Genomic DNA, 18718 nt, shown 5'->3' with positions numbered 1-18718 from the left:
TCGTGGGATTCAAATGCGGAATCGTCGGATTGCCCAATGTCGGCAAGTCGACCTTGTTCAACGCCCTGACCGAGACCGCCGCGGCGCAGGCGGCCAACTATCCGTTCTGCACCATCGAGCCGAATGTCGGCGAGGTCGCCGTGCCTGATCCCAGGCTCGACAAGCTGGCGGCGATCGCCAAATCGGGCCAGATCATTCCGACCCGGCTGACCTTCGTCGACATCGCCGGTCTCGTGCGCGGCGCCTCCAAGGGTGAAGGTCTCGGCAACCAGTTCCTCGCCAACATCCGCGAGGTCGACGCCATCGCGCATGTGGTGCGCTGCTTTGAAGATTCCGACATCACCCATGTCGAGGGCAAGATCGCCCCGCTCGCCGACATCGAGACCATCGAGACCGAGCTGATGCTCGCGGACCTCGACAGCCTCGAGAAGCGCGTCGACAACCTGACCAAAAAGGCCAAGGGCAACGACAAGGACGCCAAGGAGCAGCTCGACCTCGTCAACCGCACCTTGGTGCTGCTGCGCGACGGCAAGCCCGCGCGCCTCGTCGAGCGCAAGCCGGAGGAGGAGCGCGCCTTCGGCATGCTCGGCCTGTTGTCGTCCAAGCCCGTACTGTATGTCTGCAACGTCGAGGAAGGCTCCGCCGCCACAGGCAACGCGTTCTCGAAGGCCGTGCAGGAGCAGGCGGCCAAGGAGGGCGCCGTCGCCGTCGTCATCTCGGCCAAGATCGAATCCGAGATCGCCACCCTCTCGCGCGAGGAGCGCGCCGACTTCCTGGAGACGCTGGGCCTGGAAGAGGCCGGCCTCGACCGCCTGATCCGCGCCGGCTACAAGCTGCTCGACCTCATCACCTATTTCACGGTGGGACCGAAGGAAGCGCGCGCCTGGACCATCCATCGCGGCACCAAGGCGCCGGGCGCGGCCGGTGTGATCCACACCGATTTCGAGAAGGGCTTCATTCGCGCCGAGACGATCGCTTTTGACGACTACGTCGCGTTCAACGGCGAAGCCGGCGCTCGCGATGCCGGCAAGCTGCGCCTCGAAGGCAAGGAATACGTCGTCGCCGACGGCGACGTGATGCATTTTAGGTTCCATACGTAAGTCTTGTCATTCCGGGCTCGCCTCTTCGAGGCGCCCCGGAACGACGGAGCCTCACCGCATCCCGCCGCCCTGATCCCTGATCGCGCCGAGATGCTCGTTGATGCGGAATACGATCAGGATCAGTTCCGCGGCGATGCGCGAGAACACGATCCCGACGACGACGCCCGCGATCGATTCCAGCACGATCAGGAAACCGGCGAACGGGCTGATCGCCATCGCGGTGAGACCGGCAAAGATTCCGGAGAGGCCGAACAGGCAGATCACGCCGATCACCAGCCAGTAGAAGGTCTTGATGATCGTCGGCGTAATGAAGCGGTCCCATTGAAACAGATCGCTGAATGAAAACATTTCTCTCCCCCGGGCAGATCGTGCCGCCGACCGTATCATCCGGACAATGAGGCAGGTTTGGCCCGACTCGCCGAATGTAGCACGAGCCATGCGAGCCGGCGGGTTGAGATTGCCGCAAAGTGCGGCCACAATCTGTCCTCCCGCAAAGCTTTTCCCAGATGACCCTGACCTTCGAAGATTTCCCGACCGGCCGCTACGGAACGTTCGGCCCGCGCCATGTCACCCGCGACGAGATCCTGGCCTTCGCCGCCGAGTTCGATCCGCAGCCGATGCATCTGGACGAGGAGGCAGCTAGCCGGAGCATGCTGCGCGGCCTGTCCGGCTCTGGCTGGCATCTCTGCTCGCTGATGATGCGGATGATGGCCGACGGATTTATTGCCCGCGCCGCTTCGCTGGGATCTCCCGGCGTCGACGAGGTGCGCTGGCTCTCGCCGCTCAGGCCGGGAGACGATCTGACGCTCGACGTCGATGTCGTCGAGGCACGCACCTCGAAGAGCCGGCCGAACCTCGGCATCGTCAAGTTCAAATGCACCGTGCGCAACGCCAGGGGCGAAGCGCTCGCCGAGATGACCTCGCCGATCCTGATCGAGCGGCGCGAGGGAGCGGTCTGATGCGGTTCTTCGACGATATCGAGATCGGCCAACGCCGCGAGATTGGCAGCTATACGTTCACGGCAGAGGCCATCAAGACATTCGCCGCCAAGTTCGATCCGCAGCGCTTCCACCTCGACGAGGAGGAGGGCAAGAATTCGCTGTTCGGCGGGCTCGCTGCCTCCGGCTGGCATGTCGGCTCGGCCTGCATGAGCCTGCTTGTCGCCGATGGCCAGCGCCTGGCGCGCGAAGCAGCAAGCCGCGGCGAGGAGGTCGCGGTGTGGGGCCCGTCACCGGGCTTTCGCGACCTGCGCTGGATCAAGCCGGTGCTTGCGGGTGACACCATCTCTTACGTCAACGAAGTCATCGACAAGCGTGCCTCCGGCTCGCGTCCCGGCTGGGGCATCCTGACGGCCCGCACCACTGGGACCAATCAGCGCGGCGAGGACGTCTATTCCATCACCGCCAGCGCGTTCGTGCCGATGCGGAAGGGCGGTTAGACCAGTTCCAGGATGAACGCCCAAAACAGCGCGCGAGTGTTGCCCGCGCGCTATGGACGCGATTCCAGGCGGCTGCCATAAGCCTCGCGAGTTGGCTGGCCGCTCACGACGCAGCTGCCGGAACCATCGAGTTGCTAACCAATTATGAACCTGTCGCTGTCTATTTGAAACGAATTGGCAGAGTACAGGGGACGAGGACTATGGCAGACCGCGGCGCACTCAAGTTGGTCGGATTCATCTTTGCGACTGCGACGCTGGCCGTGATGCTCGTCGCCGGCATGGTGGTGAAGGGTTACGCCGACGGCGCCTACACCCTGGAAGCCTCGACCGTCGACGCGAGCCGTTAAGCGCTCGTTAACTCCGCGGGGCCACGAATTGGCCTCCGCGCGGGGCCGCGTCGTGGCCTCCGCCCTCAGCGGCTATAGACGAACGCCAAAATCGCGATCGCAACCGCCAGCAGCCCGACAAAGCGCAGCATGATAGTGCCGAACTGGTTCGGCGCCGGCCGCAACGGGATCGGGTCCGTGGTGTCGGGCCGAATGCTTTCCATCTGAAATGCCCCCGAGTCCCGGCCGTCAGTGGCACGGGCGCTAGGCTTTGGTCGCGGGGATAGGGCGGTGGGTTCAATCCACGTCCTGTCATGCCGCGCGCGTAGCCATATCTACCGCTGTCATGCCCCGGCTTGAGCGGGGCATCCAGTACGCCGCGGCGTCTCGGTCCAATCACTATCGTCTCTGGAATACTGGATCGCCCGATTGAATCGGGCGATGACACCTATCCTGGAGAAACAGCGTGAGCCCATCCCCCAGAATCAAAACCGCCGCGCCCCTTCTCGGAACGCGACGGTTCGTGATGCTTGGATAGCCCGATCAGCTGTTGCGCAGACCGTCGGCGGCGCGCTTCCACTGGGCGACGTTGTCGGCGATCATGCGCGTCGACTTCATCGCGGCCTGGCTGAGCTGGGCGTAGCCCGAGATCTCGCGCTGGACGCGCTGGCCTTCGGCATGAAGCAGGTCGCGCAGGCTCTCGAGCTCGGAGATCAGGTTCTCGATCTCGGCGAGCGAGGTGCCGGCGACGCGCTGGATCAGCGAGTTGACGTTGGTGACGGTGGCTTCCGCGCTCGGATCGAGCGGCGGCGCGTCGGTGGTGGCAGTGGCAGGCCGGCGCAGATATGCGATGTCGTTGCGGACGAAATCGCGGATGCCGGCCTCGACTTCGGTCACGGCGGCAAGGTTGCTGTCGACCGTCTCGGTCTCGGTGGCTTCGATCTTTTCCGGACGAATGGCGTTCATCAAGGTTCCCCTGTTCGCGTTGAGCGCAGCGCGAGTGTCCCCCGCACGACGGCGTCGGTGATCCGACTAGGGCGTCGGATTTTGACCGCAACGGGGCCGAGATACGGCAAGGGCGGACGATTCGGGGGCTTTGCCGTGGCGTATGGTTAGGAGAGTCTGAAGGAGCCTCACCAGCTCTTCTTGAAGCCGGCCGTCACGCTCTTGTTGATCACCCCTTGCGAGGTCTCGCCGACCGAGCCCGACACGGTGACGTTGTCGAACAGCTTCTGTTCGGCGCCGACCTTGCCCAGCCACTTGTCGTCGGTGGTCGACAGCGTTCGGCCGGCACTGATGCTGGTGCCGGTGTCGGCGATGGAAACCTTGGCGGACTGGTCGGTCTCGTAATTGCGGATGACGTGGCCGCCGACGCCGGGCAGCGCCGTGGTGCCCTGCTGGTTGACGCTGTAGCCGTTCTGCAGCGTCAGCGAAGTATCGCTCGACAGCGGCATCGATTTGGTCAGCGACGCCCCGAGCTTGCTCTGCTCAGAGCCGGGATCGACGCGGGCTTCAACGGCGGTCTTGTCCCAGATCACGCCCGCGCCCGGCGCGGTCGCGGCGGCCCAGGCGCTGCCGGAGGATTGCGGCAGGTTGCCGCCGTTGGCGGCCTTCTCCGCCAGCAGCTCCGACATCGTGGTCGGCTCTTTCGCCACCGTCATGTCGGCGCCGATGCGGGTATCCCAGAACGGGGACACCGACTGCTTCACCGTCACGGCCGAGGAGCCGTTGGCATTGGCGTTGGACGACCAGTTCATGCCGTCATTGGCGGCAGCCTTCGCGCGCTTCTTGGCGGCGATGATGTCGTTGAGCGTGCCGGCGTCGATGGCGAGCTGGCTCCAGTCGAGCTTGTCGACGTCGATGCCTTTGAGCACGTCGGTATCGTTGACGTCGGGGGCCGTCTCGGCGACCTCGTCCGCCTCGTCGTCAGGCGCGGTGGCGGCGGGAGGCGGGGAGAAGGGCGGAATGATCTGCGCCTGGGCCGTCAGAACCGAGCCGAAAATGAAGGCGGCCGCCAGCGGCAGCCGGATCCAGCCAAAACCTGTCGTGAATTCCATTGCCCTTGCCCGCGAGCCCAGTTCGCGCGGAAGATGCGGAACCATCGTTGCGAAATTGTGGCACCTGGGATGACGAACCAACGGGCCGCGCGCAAGTCGCGCGCGCCCGATGACGAGCCTCTCCACGATTGCGCGTCCGGCGGGGCTGGAGGCCGGGACGGGTCGCCGGAGCATCAGTCGATCGGTCCCGGAATGCGGAGCCCGTTGGTGTCCCCCTCAGCCGACGCGGGTCATCTTGGGCAGATGAATCGCGCGGCCGAGTGCCTGCTCGACCAGATCGAAGGTGTCGATCAGCACGCGCATGTTGATGAGCCTGCCAGCCCTGAACTGGGCGAATTGCGCGACGCGCAGGCTGATCGGCTTGTCCGAATCCAAGGCGGTGAGCGAATAGCGCAGCATCGACGAGGCGGAATCGACGCCCAGCATGATGCTCTCCCGCTCGAAACGGCGGACGTGGAAATTGTCGGCGAGCTGGCGGATCACCTGGAGCACCGCCGCCTTGCCCTGGCGCGCGCCCAGGAACGGAAACATGTCGATCGGGCCGTAGACCGCCCAGTCGACGTCCTCGTCGATCAGGGCCTCGATATCCTCGAAATGCCGGTCGTTGATCGCGCGATGCAATGCACGCGAGAAACGCCAGAGGCTGTGCTCTGTCATTTTGGGCAGTCCTGAAGCTGGCTTGCAAAGAAAAACGGAAAACAACCCCATGCGCCGTAAAGGCGCCCCGGGGTCGCTCAACTCATTTGTATGCGAACAAAATACGCGGTTTCGGCCAAAACGCAATTCACGTTTTTGCAATGCACAATTGATGGCGTTTTGTGAGATTTACAATAGAACCCCGTAATCTCCCGGGGGGCGGCCCGTCGGGCTACAGCCCGTCCGCCTCCGCCGCCACGATCATGGGGCCGATCTCCCTCTCCAGCACCTGCTGCACCAGATCGTAGGAATCGATGATTTCGCGGATCTGTGCGATCTGGCCGTTCCGGAAGCTGTAGAATACCGCCATGTCGAACTGGACGATCCGGCCGTTGCTGCGCTTCTTGAAATGGGCCTGCAGGTAGGTCGCCACCTCGTCGCCATCAGCCAGGATCTGCGGCGCCTTGTAACGAATCTCGGAGTAACGCAACCAGACCGTTCGCCAGAGCTCGCGTAGCTCGGCCTTGCCGTGGCGGGGGCCCATATGCGGCAGCACGTCGATCGGGGCGTGAGTGAGGAAGTCGACGTCGTCGGTGCAGCACGACAGCGCGTCATCGAGATCGCCGCGCGCAAGAGCGTCGAGCAGATGCAGCACGCGTTGCTTGTTCAACGATTCGATCGTCATAGGCTGTCCCGCCCGCACCGGCCGTGGATTGCAAACGCTATCGCGCGGCCCCCGGCTTCATCAATCCGCAAAAACACAGGGATATCCAGCGATGGGTCGCGCTTCCATGCATGGTGGTTCACGCCATGCAGCGCGCGGTGGAACCCCAGCCCGCCCGTGTTCGTTGAGACGCGGACACCCGCAGGAGACATCGATCATGAAATCCCCGCTTCTCGCCGCCGCTGCCGCGCTTCTCATGCTCGGCGCCACCTCCGCCGCCGACGCCAAGGGCTGCATCAAGGGCGCCGTCGTCGGCGGCGTCGCCGGCCATTATGCCGGCCATCACGGCATGTTAGGCGCCGCCGCCGGCTGCCTCTACGGCCGCCACCATGCCAAGGAGCAGGAGAAGCAGCAGCAACAGACCCAGACGACCGGGCAGGGCAAGCTGTAGGCCCGCAGGCGCTGCGTCTTCCCGTGCACCCGACATCGTGATAGTGAAGCGCGGCGGCAATCGGCCGCGCTTCCCGAACCGATGGAGGGCGTCATGCGCAAGTCCCGCGATCTCGAAAACCTCCCTGGCTTTCAGCGTCACGCGTAAGCGGCGGAAGTCTTTCCCCTCGGAAACCCACGTCAAACGCGGCGCGCGCGTCGTTCACGGCGACGTCGAGCTGAGCGAAAAGCTCGGCCGCAACGACCTCTGCCCATGCGGCTCCGGACGCAGGTTTCAAGGCCTGCTGCATGAGCTCAGGCAGTTATGACGGCTCCAACCGCGGCTATTACTTTCAGGGAGTAGCGGTGTTCTGCCGGCGGTGATTGGCGAACGCGATATCCCGGTCTCGTGTGACCTCGCGAGACCGGGATCTATCGTGCAGCATCGCCGGCTCTCTTCGCCAATAACCTACCTCTTCTTCCACCGACCGCGTCGCCCCGGTGCCCCGCCCGTCGACTTCGGCGCGGGCCCGAACTCCGGCCCTGACTGCCGCGAGTCCGTCGGCTGGATGATCCGGCTGTTTCCGCCGAACGGCTTCGACGGCAATGTCGGGCTGGTGCGATAGGGCAGCGATTCCGGACCGTGCATCTCGTCGAGATGCGGCTTGTGCACGCGTGAGCCCTTGGCCCCGCCGGCCTTGAGCGCGGTCGCGGCGCTCTTGTTCTTCATCGCGCTGACCGGCAGGTTCGCGGCGTCGCCGTATTTCCTCGTGCCGGCATAGGCGCCGGCCTTGGTCGTGACCGTGCGCTGCTTTGCGGTGGGATCGTCCACCACCGCGAGCTCGGTGGCGCGCAGGCGCTTGACCTCGTCGCGGAGGCGGGCGGCTTCCTCGAAGTTCAGGTCGGCCGCGGCCTCGCGCATCCGCGTTTCGAGATCGGCCAGCACCGCTTCGAAATTGTGGCCGATCGAGATGACGTCGTCGGTCATGTCGTGGCCGCCGACCTCGACCAGCACGTGGTCGCGCTCGTAGACGGAGTTGAGGATGTCGCCGATATGCTTCTTCACGCTCTCAGGCGTGATGCCGTTGGCGGTGTTGTACTCGACCTGCTTCTCGCGGCGGCGGTTTGTCTCGGCGATGGCGCGCTCCATCGAGCCGGTCATCTGGTCGGCATAGAGGATCACCTTGCCGTCGACGTTGCGCGCGGCGCGGCCGATGGTCTGGATCAGCGAAGTCTCGCTGCGCAGAAAACCTTCCTTGTCGGCGTCGAGGATCGCGACGAGGGCGCATTCGGGAATGTCGAGGCCTTCGCGCAGCAGGTTGATGCCGACCAGCGCGTCGAACGCGCCGAGCCGAAGATCCCGGATGATCTCGATGCGCTCGATCGTGTCGATATCAGAGTGCATGTAGCGGACGCGAATCCCCTGCTCATGCAGGTATTCGGTGAGATCCTCCGCCATGCGCTTGGTGAGCACCGTGATCAGCGAGCGATAGCCGGCCTGCGCCGTGGCGCGCACCTCGCCGACGAGATCGTCGACCTGGGTGCGGGCCGGGCGGATGTCGACGGGCGGATCGATCAGGCCTGTGGGGCGAATGACCTGCTCGACGAACACGCCGCCGCTCTCGTTGAGCTCCCATCCACCCGGCGTCGCCGACACCGCGATCGTCTGCGGCCGCATCATGTCCCACTCCTCGAAACGCAAGGGGCGGTTGTCCATGCAGGAGGGCAGGCGGAAGCCGTATTCGGCCAGCGTTGCCTTGCGGCGGAAGTCGCCGCGGAACATGGCGCCGATCTGCGGAATGGTGACGTGGCTTTCGTCGGCGAAGATCAGCGCATTGTCGGGGACGTATTCGAACAGCGTCGGCGGCGGCTCGCCGGGGCGGCGCCCGGTGAGATAGCGCGAATAGTTCTCGATGCCGGCGCAGCTGCCCGTCGCCTCCATCATCTCGAGGTCGAAGGTGGTTCGCTGCTCCAGCCGCTGTGCCTCCAGCAGGCGCCCCTGGTTGTTGAGCTGGTCGAGCCGCAGCTTCAATTCCGATTTGATCGACTTGATCGCCTGCACCAGCGTCGGCCGCGGCGTCACGTAGTGCGAGTTGGCGTACATCTTGATGAATTCGAGCTCGTCCTGCTTGTGGCCGGTGAGCGGATCGAACTCCTCGATGTTCTCGATGGTGTCGCCGAACAAATTCACGCGCCAGGCGCGGTCTTCATAGTGCGCCGGGAAGATGTCGATGACGTCGCCGCGGACGCGGAAGGTGCCGCGGGTGAAATCGGCCTGGGTGCGCTTGTACTGCAGCGCGACGAGATCGGCGATGAGCTGGCGCTGGTCGATGCGCTCGCCCTTCTTCAGCGCGAAGGTCATCGCGGTATAGGTCTCGACCGAGCCGATACCGTAGATGCAGGATACCGAGGCGACGATGATGACGTCGTCGCGTTCGAGCAGCGCGCGCGTCGCCGAGTGGCGCATGCGGTCGATTTGCTCGTTGATCGACGAATCCTTCTCGATGTAGGTGTCGGTGCGCGGAACGTAGGCTTCCGGCTGGTAATAGTCGTAATAGCTGACGAAGTACTCGACGGCGTTGTCGGGGAAGAAGTTCTTGAACTCGCCATAGAGCTGGGCGGCCAGCGTCTTGTTCGGCGCGAGGATCAGCGCCGGGCGCTGCGTCGCCTCGATCACCTTGGCCATGGTGTAGGTCTTGCCGGAGCCGGTGACGCCGAGCAGCACCTGCGAACGGTCGTTGCGCTCGATGCCCTCGACCAGCTCCTTGATCGCGGTCGGCTGGTCGCCGCGCGGCTGGTATTCGGACTTGATCTCGAAGCGCACGCCGCCTTCGGACTTTTCCGGGCGCGGCGGCCGGTGCGGCGTCCACACCTTCATCGAGCCGTCGCCCTTGCGGAACTCGGGGCGGCCCTCGCGGATCAGGGATTCCAGTGCGTCGGCCGTCGCTTTGACGCCGAGCGCCTCCATCTTGCTGCGCGGCGGGCGCGCCAGCGCCTCGGCATCGTCCTCCTCGGTGGGAAGGCCGAGCTGCCGCGCCAGTTCCGGATCGAGCGTCGGGATCGTGGCAGCCGTGCCGTAATTGGCCTGAGGGGCCTCCTCGAAGCCCTCGGTCGAAGCCCGTGCCCCCACCGGCTGCGGATTGGGCCGCAGCGGCATCGGCCGTGTCGCATCCTGCGGAAACTCCTTCGGCGTCGAGGCGCGCGCCCGGTGCGCGGCAGCTTCGCCTCCTGCGCGGCGGTCGCGCGAATTGTCCGGCGGCGGCTGCAGCCCGGTGCCCGATCCCAGCCCGGCATCGCCGCGGTTGATCGCGGGATTCAGCAGTTCGGCCAGCGCCGGCCCGATCGGCTGCACATCAGGCCGATGTGCCTTTGAATTCGGTGCCTTGGTTTTGGGGGATTTTGGGGGAGCAGCTTTCTTCGCCATGAGGCGAATATGGGACGAGTCCGCCCCTCAGAAAAGGGCGAATAGCCGTCTCCGCGCAGGCTGCTGACAGCAGGTTGGCAGCAGGCCCCGCGGTCACGCCGCCGGCAGCGGTCCGTCGCCGTCCACGACTGTCAGGCGCGGCTCGAGGATGTCGAGATGAATCCCGCCGCAATCGGTGCAGCGCATGGTCCAGTACTCGCACCCGGCGCGGCCGCCGATCACACGGAGCACCGTGAGATCGCCGTCGCATTCCGGGCATATTGCCAGCACCTCGCGGGAATAGATTCTCGGCTGCGCAGCGTCTTCGTAGTTGATGACCGACATGGTCAGGTGTCCCCCCTGTTATGCCGCGCTGTCGCTCAGTCCTCTCTCGCGGAGTCTATTCGTCGTCGCTGTCGTCCGCGTGCCGGCGGAACCGGTCGATGTGATGCTTGGCGTCGGCGATCGCCGCGTCCGGATCGGGCCAGGCGAAGCCGACTTCCATGGTCGGAAACAGCACGCCGTCGATGGCGACCGGGCTCAAATCGGCGCGCCTGATCCGGGCGTGCCACAGTCCCTTGCCAGCTTCGAAGGATTCGATGTCAAAGCCATCGTAAAGGGTCGTCATTGGTAGTCCCCAAATGCGCTCGTGTCGGAGGGTTAGAGGAGCACGGTTGCGGGTTTGGGACTGTGAAGCGGTTCACAAGCGCCCGGCTTTTTCAGCCGAACGGTTGAGATCAGTTCCGCACAGTGCTGCGTCCGGATCGGCGCGGACGGGCCGCGGGTTCCGCGGCCGCCCGCATGATCCAGCGGCGGAACGCGGCGAAGTCGCGCTGTTCGGTCTGGAAGCTGCGGTAGAGCAGGTACCAGCGCATCCCCTTGGGAACGGAAAGGTCGAACGGTGCGACGAGCCGGCCGGCGGCGAGATCGTCGTCGATATAGGGCCGGATGCCCATGGCGATGCCGAGCCCGTCGACGGCGGCCTGGAGTGCCTGGCCGTAGAACTGGAACTCCGGCCCGCGCGGATTGATGCGGGGCAGGTTCGCGGCCCTCAGCCAGAGCGGCCAGTCCTCCGGCGAATGTTCCACGCGGATCAGGCTGGGACCTTTGAGGTCGGCCGGGCGCTTCAATGACGTGGCGAGGCGGGGCACGCAGACCGGCGTCAAATCACCGGCGAACAGGGGTTCGGCGACGAGCCCCGGCCAGTCGCCGGTGCCGAGCTTGATGCCGCAGCTCCAGTCCTCGCCGAACGGCACCGACGCGCCGCCGGTGGTGAAGCGCACCTCGATGTCGGGCTCCTCGCTGCGAAACTCCGACAGGCGCGGGATCAGCCAGCGCATCGCAAACGTATGTCCGACGCCGATGGTGAGCACGCGCACGCTCGCGGGCGCCGTCACCTGCGCGGTGAGGCTGGCGAGCGCATCGAAGATCGGCGTCAGGCCGCTCTGATAGGCGCGGCCCGCCTGTGTCAGCACCAGCCTGTTGGCCTTGCGCTCGAACAGCGCGACGCCGAGCCGCTCCTCCAGGAGATGCACCATGCGGCTGACGGCGGCCGCCGACACGCTCAGCTCGACGCCGGCCCCAGCAAAGCTGCCGGTCCGCGCCGCCGCCTCGAATGCCTTGATGCCGTTGAGAAAGAGCAGGCGGCGCAAAGTCTACCCTCAGGAAAGCTGATGCCAGGGCAAGATAACTCAGTTTGCGAAGCAGGCGCAAGCGAGGCACCTTCTCCTTCGCCTCTCCCCGCTTGCGGAGACGAGGGAATCAAGCGTCCCTAGCTGCCGAACAGGAGAACCGTCCCTTGACGCCCATCATGATCGCTGCCCTCGGATTGCTGATGGTGGCCACCGCGTTCCTGTCGGGGCTGTTCGGCATGGCGGGCGGGCTGATCCTGATCGGCGTGCTGCTGGCGCTGATGCCGCTGCCGACCGCGATGGTGCTGCATGCGATCACGCAGATGGCCTCGAATGGCTGGCGTGCCTTGCTCTGGCGCCAGCATATCCGCTGGCGGGCGGTGGCGAACTATCTGGTCGGCGCGGCGATCGCGCTCGCGGCCTGGTCGGTCACCCGCTACGTGCCTGACAAGCCGATCGCGCTGTTGATGCTGGGCGCCACGCCGTTCATGGCCCGGCTGCTGCCGACCAACATCAAGCCCGACCCTGACAGCCTTTGGCAGGGCACCGTCTACGGCACGATCTGCATGGGCTTGATGCTGATGACCGGCGTCTCCGGTCCGCTGCTCGACACGTTCTTCCTCGGCGGCAATTTCGGCCGGCGCGAGAAGGTGGCGACGAAGTCGATGTGCCAGGTCGTCAGCCATTTCACCAAGCTGATCTATTTCGGCGGCATCATCGACCAGGCGGCGAGCCTCGATCCCGTGCTCGCCGGCGTCGCGATCCTCGCCTCGATGCTCGGCACCACGCTGGCGCGGCGCCTGCTCGAAGCCATGACCGACCAGCAATTCGTCACCTGGTCGTACAAGCTGATCACCACCATCGCCTGTTACTACATCGCCTATGGCGGCTGGCTCTTGGTTCGCACGCCGGTGCTCGCCGCCATCGACAAGGGAGGTTTGCAATGAGCAGTCAGGCCGACCCGCTGGTGCTGGACTTCGTCGAATGGGTCGCGCGCGAGCCGCGCGCCTATGCCGAGGTGATCGCGACCTGGAAAACCTCGTGCCCGCGCCTCACCATCTGGGAAGACGCCGCCGACCGCGGCTTCGTCGCCCGCGAGACGCTGCCCGGCATCGGCCTCGTCATCGCGGTGACGGAAGCGGGCGAGAAGCTGCTGCGCACCAACGGGCGGTAGACGCAGGGCGCTTCTGCCTCGACATCGTCATTGCGAGCGCCAGCGAAGCAATCCAGAATGTGACTGCGGAGGCAGTCTGGGTTGCTTCGCTGGCGCTCGCAATGACGGAACAACACCATGTCGCTCAAACTCTACGAACTCGTCGGCACCGATGCCTCGCGCCCGTTCAGCCCGTTCTGCTGGCGCACGCGGATGGCGCTGGCGCACAAGGGGCTCTCGGCGGAATCGTTGCCCTGGCGTTTCACCGAGAAGAGCACGATCGCGCCGCACGGCTCGGAGAAGGTCCCTGTGCTGCTGCATCACGACAAGCCGGTGGTCGATTCCTGGACGATCGCGAATTACCTCGAAGACGAATTTCCGGATCGGCCCTCGCTGTTCGGCGGCGAGGGCGGCCGCGCCATGGCGCGCATGATCAACGCCTGGGGCGACATCGCCATCGTCGGCGGCATCTTTCCGCTCATCATCGCCGACATTCCGAACAACCTCGGCGAGCCCGACGCCACCTATTTCCGTCAGTCGCGGGAAGCGCGCTTCGGCAAGCCGCTGGAAGAGATCATGGCGAACCGCGACAGCGGCGTGGTGGCATTCCGCAAATCGCTGGAGGTGTTGCGCCAGACCTTCAAGACGCAGCCCTTCATCGGCGGCCGCGCGCCTGATTATGCCGACTACATCGTGTTCGGCGGCTTCCAATGGGCGCGCGTGGTGAGCCCGTTCAAGCTGCTCGAGGCTGACGATCCGGTCTATGCCTGGCGCGGCAGGCTGCTCGATGCGTTCGACGGCATGGCGCGGAAATCGCCGGGGCATCCAGTTTAGACTTCGTAGGCTGGGCAAAGCGAAGCGTGCCACGACCTGATCGTGTTGGATGGGGACGGTGGGCACGGCGCAACTGCGCCCTTGCCCACCCTACAATACTGAGGATGTGGCCGTCGCCTCGCGCTTAACGAGCAGTGTTCGCCGCCTTCCGCAAACACTCGCGGCACAGGCAATCCTCGCCCTTGACCGGCATCGGCAGTCGCGCCGTCTCCTCCGCGCACCAGCAATTGCCCGAGAGATCGCAGCCGAACTCGGTGCCGCAGCGGGAGCAGGTGAGGCGGCGGGCCGGCGGTTCCTGCAACGCGAATTCTTTCGAAATTGTCATGATATGCGCTAAGGCTTCGCCGTGATTTTCATGCCGGGTTCATCTCCCGCCTCGGTATATTAGGCCTCGTTGACACGCTCGAAAAGCGGCTGGTTCCACGCGGAGAACAAATCGATGGCTCGCGACTCGCAAGCCGCCCTCGTTGCGCTCAACCGCTTCGGCCTCGGTGCCCGCGGCGGTGCGTCCGGCGATCTCGTCAATGCGGCCTCCGATCCGCGCGGCTTCGTGAAGGCGGAGCTGGCCCGTCCCTACGGCGTGCTGCTGGAGGCGCCTGGCCTGCAATCGACGCCGCAGCTCGGGCAGGCCGCGTTCGCCTATCAGGATCAGGTCAAGCAGGCGCGCGAGGCGGCGAAGGCCGGCGCCCCGACGGAGGCGCCGCCTCAGGCGCCGGCCGACCAGAAGCCCGACACCAAATTGCGCCGTAACCTCTCGCTGAACACCGTGACCGCCGAGATCGCCGGCCCGATGGCCGAGGCGAAGCCGACCGACGGCGCGATGAAGCCTGACGGCATGCAACCGGGCGCTGCGCCGCCGGCGGCCGCAAAGCCGGCGCAGCCGCTCAACGTCATCCAGAAGACCTTTCGCACCGAGGCGCTGGCGCGATTGCAGCGGGCGATGATGGTCGATTGCGGTTTCACCGAGCGCCTGGTCGCGTTCTGGTCCAACCATTTCTGTATCTCCGCGAGCAAGGGCGAGCTGGCGCGGATGTGGGCCGGCGCGTTCGAGCGCGAGGCGATTCGTCCGCACGTGCTCGGGCGTTTCGCCGACATGCTGAAGGCGGTCGAGCAGCATCCGGCGATGCTGTTCTTCCTCGACAACCAGCAATCGCTCGGACCCGACTCGCGCGCGGGCCAGAACCGCAAGCGCGGGCTGAACGAGAATCTCGCGCGCGAGATCATGGAGCTGCATACGCTCGGCGTCGGTGGCGGCTATACGCAGGAGGACGTCACCTCGTTGGCGCGCATCATCACCGGCTGGACCTTCGCCGGCCGCAAAGGCCAGATCGGGCTGCCCGGCTCCTTCGCCTTCAACGCCAATGCGCATCAGCCCGGACCGCAGGTGCTGCTCGGCAAGACCTATGAGGCGAATGGCCTCGCGCAGGGCGAAGCCGCGCTCGCCGACATCGCGCGGCATCCGTCGACGGCGAATTTCGTCGCGACCAAATTCGTCCGGCATTTCGTCGCCGACGATCCGCCGCCGGCGCTGGTGGCGCGGATGCGCGACGTCTTCGTCAAGACCGACGGCGATCTCAAGGCGCTCGCCACGGCTTTGGTCGATTCCGACGAAGCCTGGAAGGCGCCGCTGACCAAGATGCGCAGTCCTTACGATTTCCTGGTCGCGAGCGGCCGGCTGCTGGCGCGCGTGCCGGAAGATCCCGGCTTCTATCTCAACAGTCTGAACCTGCTCGGCCAGCCCTTGTGGACGCCGGCCGGGCCGAACGGTTTCCCCGATACGGCCGCGGCCTGGGCTGCGCCCGAAGGCATGAAGCTCCGGCTCGACATCGCCTCGCAGATGGGGGCGCGGCTCGGGCCCAACATCGATCCGCTCGACCTCCTGGAATTCGCTGCCGGCGATGCGGCCTCGCCCGAAACACGGCGGACCATCGAGCGTGCGGAATCGCGCCAGCAGGCGCTGGCGCTGCTGCTGATGTCGCCTGAGATACAGAGGAGATGAAGATGATCGACTGCGTCGAAAACCGGCTCCTCACCTCGCGCCGCGGCCTGCTGCTCGGCGGCGCTTCGTTCGCGGCCTGGGCCTATTTGCCGAAATTCGCACGCGCCGCCGATGGGCGCGACCCGCGCCTCGTCGTGGTGATCCTGCGCGGCGCGCTCGATGGGCTCGCGACCGTCGCGCCGGTCGGCGACCCCGATTATGCCGGCCTGCACGGTTCGATCGCGCTCGCGACGGATGGCGCGCATCCCGCGACCAGGCTCGACGGCTTCTTCGCGCTGCATCCGGCGATGCCGGAATTCGCGCGCATGTACCGCGACCAGCATGCCGCGGTGATCCATGCCGTCGCGACGCCGTATCGCGATCGCTCGCATTTCGACGGCCAGGACGTGCTCGAGAGCGGCTATGCCGGTCCCGGCCGCGTGCAGTCCGGCTGGCTCAACCGCGCGCTGGAAGCGCTGCCGCGCGGCGAGCGGGTGTCGAGCGGACTTGCGGTCGGCCCCACCACGCCGCTGGTGCTGCGCGGCAACGCGCCGACCGTCGGCTGGGCTCCGGTCGCGCTGCCGCAGGCCGACGACGACACCGCGATGCGGCTGGTCGATCTCTATCGTCATCGCGATCCCGCGCTGGCCGCGGCGCTGACGCAAGGCCTCCAGCTCGAGAAGGCCGCGAGCGGCGACGACATGAAGCCGAAGCCGGGCAACGCGGTCGCGCAGATGCGGCAGGTCGCGCGCGGCGCGGCAAAATTGATGGCGGCCGATGATGGTCCACGCATCGCCGCGCTCGCCTTCGACGGCTGGGACACCCATGCCAATGAAGGCGGCCCGGTCGGACGTCTCGCTTTCCTGCTCGGCGGTCTCGACGGCGCGCTCGCCGAATTCGAAAGCGGTTTGGGCGAGCGCTGGCGCGACACCGCCGTCGTCGTCGCCACCGAGTTCGGCCGCACCGCGCGCATCAACGGCACCGACGGCACCGACCACGGCACCGGCACGATCGCGCTGCTCGCCGGCGGCGCCGTGAAGGGCGGCCGCGTCATTTCCGACTGGCCCGGACTCAAGCCCGCCAATCTCTACGAGGGGCGCGACCTCAAGCCGACCACCGACCTGCGCTCCGTGATCAAGGGCGTGCTGCAGGGGCAGTTCGGCCTCTCGGATCAGGTATTGGCCCAGACCGTGTTCCCGGATAGCGCCGCCGCAAGGCCGATGAAGGGGCTGGTGGCTTAACCTCTCCCCGCTCTTTGCGGGGAGAGGTCGGATCGCGCAGCGATCCGGGTGAGGGGCAAGGCAAATGCGTGGCCAAGACGAAAAATCCATCCGACTCGCACGGCGACTACGTGCCGATCAAACAGACGCGGAGACGGTCCTCTGGAATCGCATCCGCAATCGACGAATCGACGGGCACAAGTTCGTTAGGCAAGAGCCGATCATCGGGTACATCTGCGATTTCGTTTGTAGAGAGAAGCGGCTCGTCGTCGAAGTTGATGGCGGGCAACATAATGAGTCGGCGGCGGATGCTGTTCGTGATGGGCGCCTGAGAGAGAAGGGATACAAGGTGCTTCGTTTCTGGAATAATGATGTGCTCGGGAACATCGATGGCGTTCTTAGTGCAATCGAGACCGAGCTCGCGGAAGCAGCCCCTCACCCCACCCTCTCCCCGTAAGAACGGGGCGAGGGAGGGGGAGAGCGACATTGCCCTCAAATCAGGAGACCATCACCCATGTACATCGCCATGAACCGCTTCCGTGTCGCCAAGGGCTCGGAAGCTGCCTTCGAGCAGGTCTGGCTGTCGCGCGACACCCATCTGGACAAGGTGCCGGGCTTCGTCGAATTCCATCTGCTGCGCGGGCCCGAGCTCGAGGACCATACGCTGTTTGCCTCGCACACGGTGTGGGCCAATCACGCCGCCTTCGAAGCCTGGACCAAGTCGGAGGCGTTTCGCGCGGCGCATCACAAGGCCGGCGACAACAAGCCGCTCTATCTCGGCCATCCCCAGTTCGAAGGCTTCGAGGTGGTGCAGACGGTGGGGCGCGGCGCCAAATAGCGCGCCAGGATCATTCCAGCGTGATCTTGTCGATCTCGACGAGATCCTCGGCCGTAAGCTGCCAGGCGATCGCCTTGACGTTCTGCTCGACCTGCTCGACGCGGGTGGCGCCCGCGATCACGCTCGACACCTGCGGCCGCGAGGCGAGCCAGGAGAAGGCGAGCTCCAGCATCGAATGGCCGCGTGCCTTTGCGAAGGCCTGCAGCTTCTCGACGATGTCCTCGTTGCGCGGCGTGACGTAGCGGTCGCGCAGCCGCGGCGTCTGGCCGAAGCGGGTGTTGTCGGGCGCGGCCTCGCCCCTCTTGTACTTGCCGGTCAAAAGGCCGCTGGCGAGCGGGAAGAACGGCAGCAAGCCGAGCTTGTACTCCGTTGCCGCGGGCAGCAGGTCCTTCTCGATGTCGCGTACGACCAGGGAGTATTCGTCCTGGCAGGACACGAACCTGGAGACATTCATCGCGCGTGCGACGTATTCCGCTTCCGCGATGCGCCAGGCCGGAAAATTCGAGTTGCCGATGTAGCGCACCTTGCCCTGGCGGACGAGATCGTCCAGCGCGCGCAGGCTCTCCTCGATCGGCGTCAGCGGGTCGTAATCGTGCTGCTGGTAGAGATCGATGTAATCGGTCTTCAGCCGCTTCAGGCTCGCTTCCACCGCTTCCATGATGTAGCGGCGCGAGGCGCCTTGCTTGGTGCCGTCTTCGGCCATCGGCTTGGCGTATTTCGTCGCCAGCACGATGTCCTTGCGGCGGCCGCCCAGCACGGCGCCGAGCACATCTTCCGAGCCGCCTTTGTTCGAATAGATGTCGGCGGTGTCGAACAGCGTGATGCCGAGATCGAGCGCGCGGTGGATCACCTTGCGCGAGGCCTCGAGGTCGATGCGCTGGCCGAAATTGTTGCAGCCGAGCCCGACCGCGGACACGCGCAGGCCGGAGCCGCCGAGATTACGAATTTCCATTGGGAGATCCCGTCACAACAAAGCAGCGTCCATTGTGACGGCGCTGCATTGCACCGGCA

Annotated in this window: 25 protein-coding genes; 13 read left to right on the top strand and 12 right to left on the bottom strand. The window is 65.6% G+C overall.

Translation table 11 applies throughout. The annotated features are described in order from the left end of the window. The first annotated feature begins 2 nt into the window (after nucleotides 1-2). Nucleotides 3-1100 (top strand): redox-regulated ATPase YchF, encoded by a 1098-nt coding sequence (ychF, locus tag X265_RS31455; protein ID WP_128968346.1) that lies wholly within the window; start codon nucleotides 3-5, stop codon nucleotides 1098-1100. A gap of 51 nt (nucleotides 1101-1151) precedes the next feature. Here the strand turns inward: ychF and X265_RS31450 are convergent, their stop codons facing one another. Further along, a complete protein-coding gene (locus X265_RS31450) occupies nucleotides 1152-1448 on the bottom strand; it encodes a DUF4282 domain-containing protein (RefSeq protein WP_128968345.1) in 297 nt (98 codons plus the stop codon). A 158-nt stretch (nucleotides 1449-1606) separates the two neighbouring features. Between X265_RS31450 and X265_RS31445 the strand changes: the two genes are divergently transcribed. The 3 genes from X265_RS31445 (at nucleotide 1607) to X265_RS40845 (ending at nucleotide 2885) form a co-directional block, all read left to right on the top strand. Then, nucleotides 1607-2059, top strand: a complete 453-nt coding sequence (locus X265_RS31445) for a MaoC family dehydratase (protein ID WP_164938885.1) — start codon at nucleotides 1607-1609, stop codon at nucleotides 2057-2059. Continuing rightward, the gene (locus X265_RS31440; protein ID WP_128968343.1) at nucleotides 2059-2538 is read left to right on the top strand and encodes a MaoC family dehydratase; all 480 of its coding nucleotides are present in this window, start codon (nucleotides 2059-2061) and stop codon (nucleotides 2536-2538) included. Before X265_RS31445 ends, X265_RS31440 begins: the two co-directional genes overlap by 1 nt. Nucleotides 2539-2738: 200 nt before the next feature. Continuing rightward, nucleotides 2739-2885 (top strand): hypothetical protein, encoded by a 147-nt coding sequence (locus tag X265_RS40845; RefSeq protein WP_164938884.1) that lies wholly within the window; start codon nucleotides 2739-2741, stop codon nucleotides 2883-2885. A gap of 65 nt (nucleotides 2886-2950) precedes the next feature. Here the strand turns inward: X265_RS40845 and X265_RS40840 are convergent, their stop codons facing one another. The 5 genes from X265_RS40840 to X265_RS31420 form a co-directional block, all read right to left on the bottom strand. After that, on the bottom strand, nucleotides 2951-3088 hold the full coding sequence (locus X265_RS40840) for a hypothetical protein (protein ID WP_007614812.1): 138 nt from the start codon (nucleotides 3086-3088) through the stop codon (nucleotides 2951-2953). A 319-nt stretch (nucleotides 3089-3407) separates the two neighbouring features. Next, the gene (locus X265_RS31435; RefSeq protein ID WP_128968342.1) at nucleotides 3408-3830 is read right to left on the bottom strand and encodes a hypothetical protein; all 423 of its coding nucleotides are present in this window, start codon (nucleotides 3828-3830) and stop codon (nucleotides 3408-3410) included. A gap of 167 nt (nucleotides 3831-3997) precedes the next feature. Beyond that, the gene (locus X265_RS31430) at nucleotides 3998-4921 is read right to left on the bottom strand and encodes a hypothetical protein (protein WP_128968341.1); all 924 of its coding nucleotides are present in this window, start codon (nucleotides 4919-4921) and stop codon (nucleotides 3998-4000) included. Between the two features lie 216 nt (nucleotides 4922-5137). Next, the gene (locus X265_RS31425; RefSeq protein WP_128968340.1) at nucleotides 5138-5578 is read right to left on the bottom strand and encodes a nuclear transport factor 2 family protein; all 441 of its coding nucleotides are present in this window, start codon (nucleotides 5576-5578) and stop codon (nucleotides 5138-5140) included. Nucleotides 5579-5789: 211 nt separating this feature from the next. Continuing rightward, nucleotides 5790-6242: a nuclear transport factor 2 family protein gene (locus tag X265_RS31420; protein WP_128968339.1), complete on the bottom strand. Its 453-nt coding sequence runs from the start codon at nucleotides 6240-6242 to the stop codon at nucleotides 5790-5792. Nucleotides 6243-6438: 196 nt separating this feature from the next. On the opposite strand from X265_RS31420, the gene X265_RS31415 reads away from it, so the two are divergent. Further along, the gene (locus tag X265_RS31415) at nucleotides 6439-6672 is read left to right on the top strand and encodes a hypothetical protein (RefSeq protein ID WP_128968338.1); all 234 of its coding nucleotides are present in this window, start codon (nucleotides 6439-6441) and stop codon (nucleotides 6670-6672) included. Beyond that, entirely contained in the window at nucleotides 6611-6979 is a 369-nt protein-coding gene (locus X265_RS42360; protein ID WP_128968337.1) for an SEC-C metal-binding domain-containing protein, read from the top strand. The genes X265_RS31415 and X265_RS42360 overlap by 62 nt, the downstream gene beginning before the upstream one ends. Nucleotides 6980-7119: 140 nt before the next feature. Here X265_RS42360 and uvrB read toward each other — a convergent pair whose 3' ends face one another. The 4 genes from uvrB to X265_RS31390 form a co-directional block, all read right to left on the bottom strand. Then, a complete protein-coding gene (gene uvrB, locus X265_RS31405; protein WP_128968336.1) occupies nucleotides 7120-10074 on the bottom strand; it encodes an excinuclease ABC subunit UvrB in 2955 nt (984 codons plus the stop codon). 93 nt (nucleotides 10075-10167) lie between these two features. Further along, complete coding sequence (locus X265_RS31400; protein WP_128968335.1) at nucleotides 10168-10398, bottom strand: hypothetical protein; 231 nt, start codon at nucleotides 10396-10398, stop codon at nucleotides 10168-10170. Nucleotides 10399-10453: 55 nt separating this feature from the next. After that, nucleotides 10454-10681 (bottom strand): hypothetical protein, encoded by a 228-nt coding sequence (locus X265_RS31395; protein WP_128968334.1) that lies wholly within the window; start codon nucleotides 10679-10681, stop codon nucleotides 10454-10456. Nucleotides 10682-10790: 109 nt separating this feature from the next. Then, complete coding sequence (locus tag X265_RS31390; RefSeq protein WP_128968333.1) at nucleotides 10791-11705, bottom strand: LysR substrate-binding domain-containing protein; 915 nt, start codon at nucleotides 11703-11705, stop codon at nucleotides 10791-10793. Nucleotides 11706-11851: 146 nt separating this feature from the next. Between X265_RS31390 and X265_RS31385 the strand changes: the two genes are divergently transcribed. From X265_RS31385 to X265_RS31375, 3 genes are all read left to right on the top strand, one after another. After that, nucleotides 11852-12631, top strand: a complete 780-nt coding sequence (locus X265_RS31385; protein WP_128968332.1) for a sulfite exporter TauE/SafE family protein — start codon at nucleotides 11852-11854, stop codon at nucleotides 12629-12631. Further along, nucleotides 12628-12858, top strand: a complete 231-nt coding sequence (locus tag X265_RS31380; protein WP_128968331.1) for a hypothetical protein — start codon at nucleotides 12628-12630, stop codon at nucleotides 12856-12858. The genes X265_RS31385 and X265_RS31380 overlap by 4 nt, the downstream gene beginning before the upstream one ends. Before the next feature lie 117 nt (nucleotides 12859-12975). Further along, the gene (locus X265_RS31375) at nucleotides 12976-13671 is read left to right on the top strand and encodes a glutathione S-transferase family protein (RefSeq protein WP_128968330.1); all 696 of its coding nucleotides are present in this window, start codon (nucleotides 12976-12978) and stop codon (nucleotides 13669-13671) included. Between the two features lie 124 nt (nucleotides 13672-13795). On the opposite strand, the gene X265_RS31370 is transcribed toward X265_RS31375, so the two are convergent. After that, complete coding sequence (locus X265_RS31370; RefSeq protein WP_128968329.1) at nucleotides 13796-13996, bottom strand: cysteine-rich CWC family protein; 201 nt, start codon at nucleotides 13994-13996, stop codon at nucleotides 13796-13798. Nucleotides 13997-14110: 114 nt separating this feature from the next. Here X265_RS31370 and X265_RS31365 point away from each other — a divergent pair, with 114 nt between their 5' ends. The 4 genes from X265_RS31365 to hmuQ all read left to right on the top strand — a co-directional run bounded on the left by X265_RS31365 (nucleotide 14111) and on the right by hmuQ (nucleotide 17707). Next, entirely contained in the window at nucleotides 14111-15670 is a 1560-nt protein-coding gene (locus X265_RS31365; RefSeq protein WP_128968328.1) for a DUF1800 domain-containing protein, read from the top strand. A 2-nt stretch (nucleotides 15671-15672) separates the two neighbouring features. Then, nucleotides 15673-16890, top strand: coding sequence for a DUF1501 domain-containing protein (locus X265_RS31360; RefSeq protein ID WP_164938883.1), 1218 nt, complete (start codon nucleotides 15673-15675; stop codon nucleotides 16888-16890). Nucleotides 16891-16954: 64 nt separating this feature from the next. After that, nucleotides 16955-17326, top strand: coding sequence for an endonuclease domain-containing protein (locus X265_RS31355; protein ID WP_128968326.1), 372 nt, complete (start codon nucleotides 16955-16957; stop codon nucleotides 17324-17326). A gap of 57 nt (nucleotides 17327-17383) precedes the next feature. After that, nucleotides 17384-17707 carry a heme-degrading protein HmuQ gene (hmuQ, locus tag X265_RS31350; RefSeq protein WP_128968325.1) on the top strand — a complete coding sequence of 108 codons (324 nt, stop codon included), beginning with the start codon at nucleotides 17384-17386 and terminating at the stop codon, nucleotides 17705-17707. Between the two features lie 10 nt (nucleotides 17708-17717). Here hmuQ and X265_RS31345 read toward each other — a convergent pair whose 3' ends face one another. After that, nucleotides 17718-18659 carry an aldo/keto reductase gene (locus X265_RS31345; protein WP_128968324.1) on the bottom strand — a complete coding sequence of 314 codons (942 nt, stop codon included), beginning with the start codon at nucleotides 18657-18659 and terminating at the stop codon, nucleotides 17718-17720. Between the last annotated feature and the right edge of the window lie 59 nt (nucleotides 18660-18718).

Source organism: Bradyrhizobium guangdongense, assembly GCF_004114975.1.
Classification (GTDB): Bacteria; Pseudomonadota; Alphaproteobacteria; order Rhizobiales; family Xanthobacteraceae; genus Bradyrhizobium; species Bradyrhizobium guangdongense.
This window is presented reverse-complemented; position numbering and strand designations above follow the sequence as displayed.

Excerpts from the sequence above, each read along its gene's own strand:
- X265_RS31450 (WP_128968345.1), bottom strand. The coding sequence starts at position 1,448 with ATGTTTTCATTCAGCGATCTGTTTCAATGGGACCGCTTCATTACGCCG.
- X265_RS31445 (WP_164938885.1), top strand. The coding sequence starts at position 1,607 with ATGACCCTGACCTTCGAAGATTTCCCGACCGGCCGCTACGGAACGTTC.
- X265_RS31440 (WP_128968343.1), top strand. The coding sequence starts at position 2,059 with ATGCGGTTCTTCGACGATATCGAGATCGGCCAACGCCGCGAGATTGGC.
- X265_RS40845 (WP_164938884.1), top strand. The coding sequence starts at position 2,739 with ATGGCAGACCGCGGCGCACTCAAGTTGGTCGGATTCATCTTTGCGACT.
- X265_RS40840 (WP_007614812.1), bottom strand. The coding sequence starts at position 3,088 with ATGGAAAGCATTCGGCCCGACACCACGGACCCGATCCCGTTGCGGCCG.
- X265_RS31435 (WP_128968342.1), bottom strand. The coding sequence starts at position 3,830 with ATGAACGCCATTCGTCCGGAAAAGATCGAAGCCACCGAGACCGAGACG.
- X265_RS31430 (WP_128968341.1), bottom strand. The coding sequence starts at position 4,921 with ATGGAATTCACGACAGGTTTTGGCTGGATCCGGCTGCCGCTGGCGGCC.
- X265_RS31425 (WP_128968340.1), bottom strand. The coding sequence starts at position 5,578 with ATGACAGAGCACAGCCTCTGGCGTTTCTCGCGTGCATTGCATCGCGCG.
- X265_RS31420 (WP_128968339.1), bottom strand. The coding sequence starts at position 6,242 with ATGACGATCGAATCGTTGAACAAGCAACGCGTGCTGCATCTGCTCGAC.
- X265_RS31415 (WP_128968338.1), top strand. The coding sequence starts at position 6,439 with ATGAAATCCCCGCTTCTCGCCGCCGCTGCCGCGCTTCTCATGCTCGGC.
- X265_RS42360 (WP_128968337.1), top strand. The coding sequence starts at position 6,611 with ATGCCAAGGAGCAGGAGAAGCAGCAGCAACAGACCCAGACGACCGGGC.
- uvrB (WP_128968336.1), bottom strand. The coding sequence starts at position 10,074 with ATGGCGAAGAAAGCTGCTCCCCCAAAATCCCCCAAAACCAAGGCACCG.
- X265_RS31400 (WP_128968335.1), bottom strand. The coding sequence starts at position 10,398 with ATGTCGGTCATCAACTACGAAGACGCTGCGCAGCCGAGAATCTATTCC.
- X265_RS31395 (WP_128968334.1), bottom strand. The coding sequence starts at position 10,681 with ATGACGACCCTTTACGATGGCTTTGACATCGAATCCTTCGAAGCTGGC.
- X265_RS31380 (WP_128968331.1), top strand. The coding sequence starts at position 12,628 with ATGAGCAGTCAGGCCGACCCGCTGGTGCTGGACTTCGTCGAATGGGTC.
- X265_RS31375 (WP_128968330.1), top strand. The coding sequence starts at position 12,976 with ATGTCGCTCAAACTCTACGAACTCGTCGGCACCGATGCCTCGCGCCCG.
- X265_RS31370 (WP_128968329.1), bottom strand. The coding sequence starts at position 13,996 with ATGACAATTTCGAAAGAATTCGCGTTGCAGGAACCGCCGGCCCGCCGC.
- X265_RS31365 (WP_128968328.1), top strand. The coding sequence starts at position 14,111 with ATGGCTCGCGACTCGCAAGCCGCCCTCGTTGCGCTCAACCGCTTCGGC.
- X265_RS31360 (WP_164938883.1), top strand. The coding sequence starts at position 15,673 with ATGATCGACTGCGTCGAAAACCGGCTCCTCACCTCGCGCCGCGGCCTG.
- X265_RS31355 (WP_128968326.1), top strand. The coding sequence starts at position 16,955 with ATGCGTGGCCAAGACGAAAAATCCATCCGACTCGCACGGCGACTACGT.
- hmuQ (WP_128968325.1), top strand. The coding sequence starts at position 17,384 with ATGTACATCGCCATGAACCGCTTCCGTGTCGCCAAGGGCTCGGAAGCT.
- X265_RS31345 (WP_128968324.1), bottom strand. The coding sequence starts at position 18,659 with ATGGAAATTCGTAATCTCGGCGGCTCCGGCCTGCGCGTGTCCGCGGTC.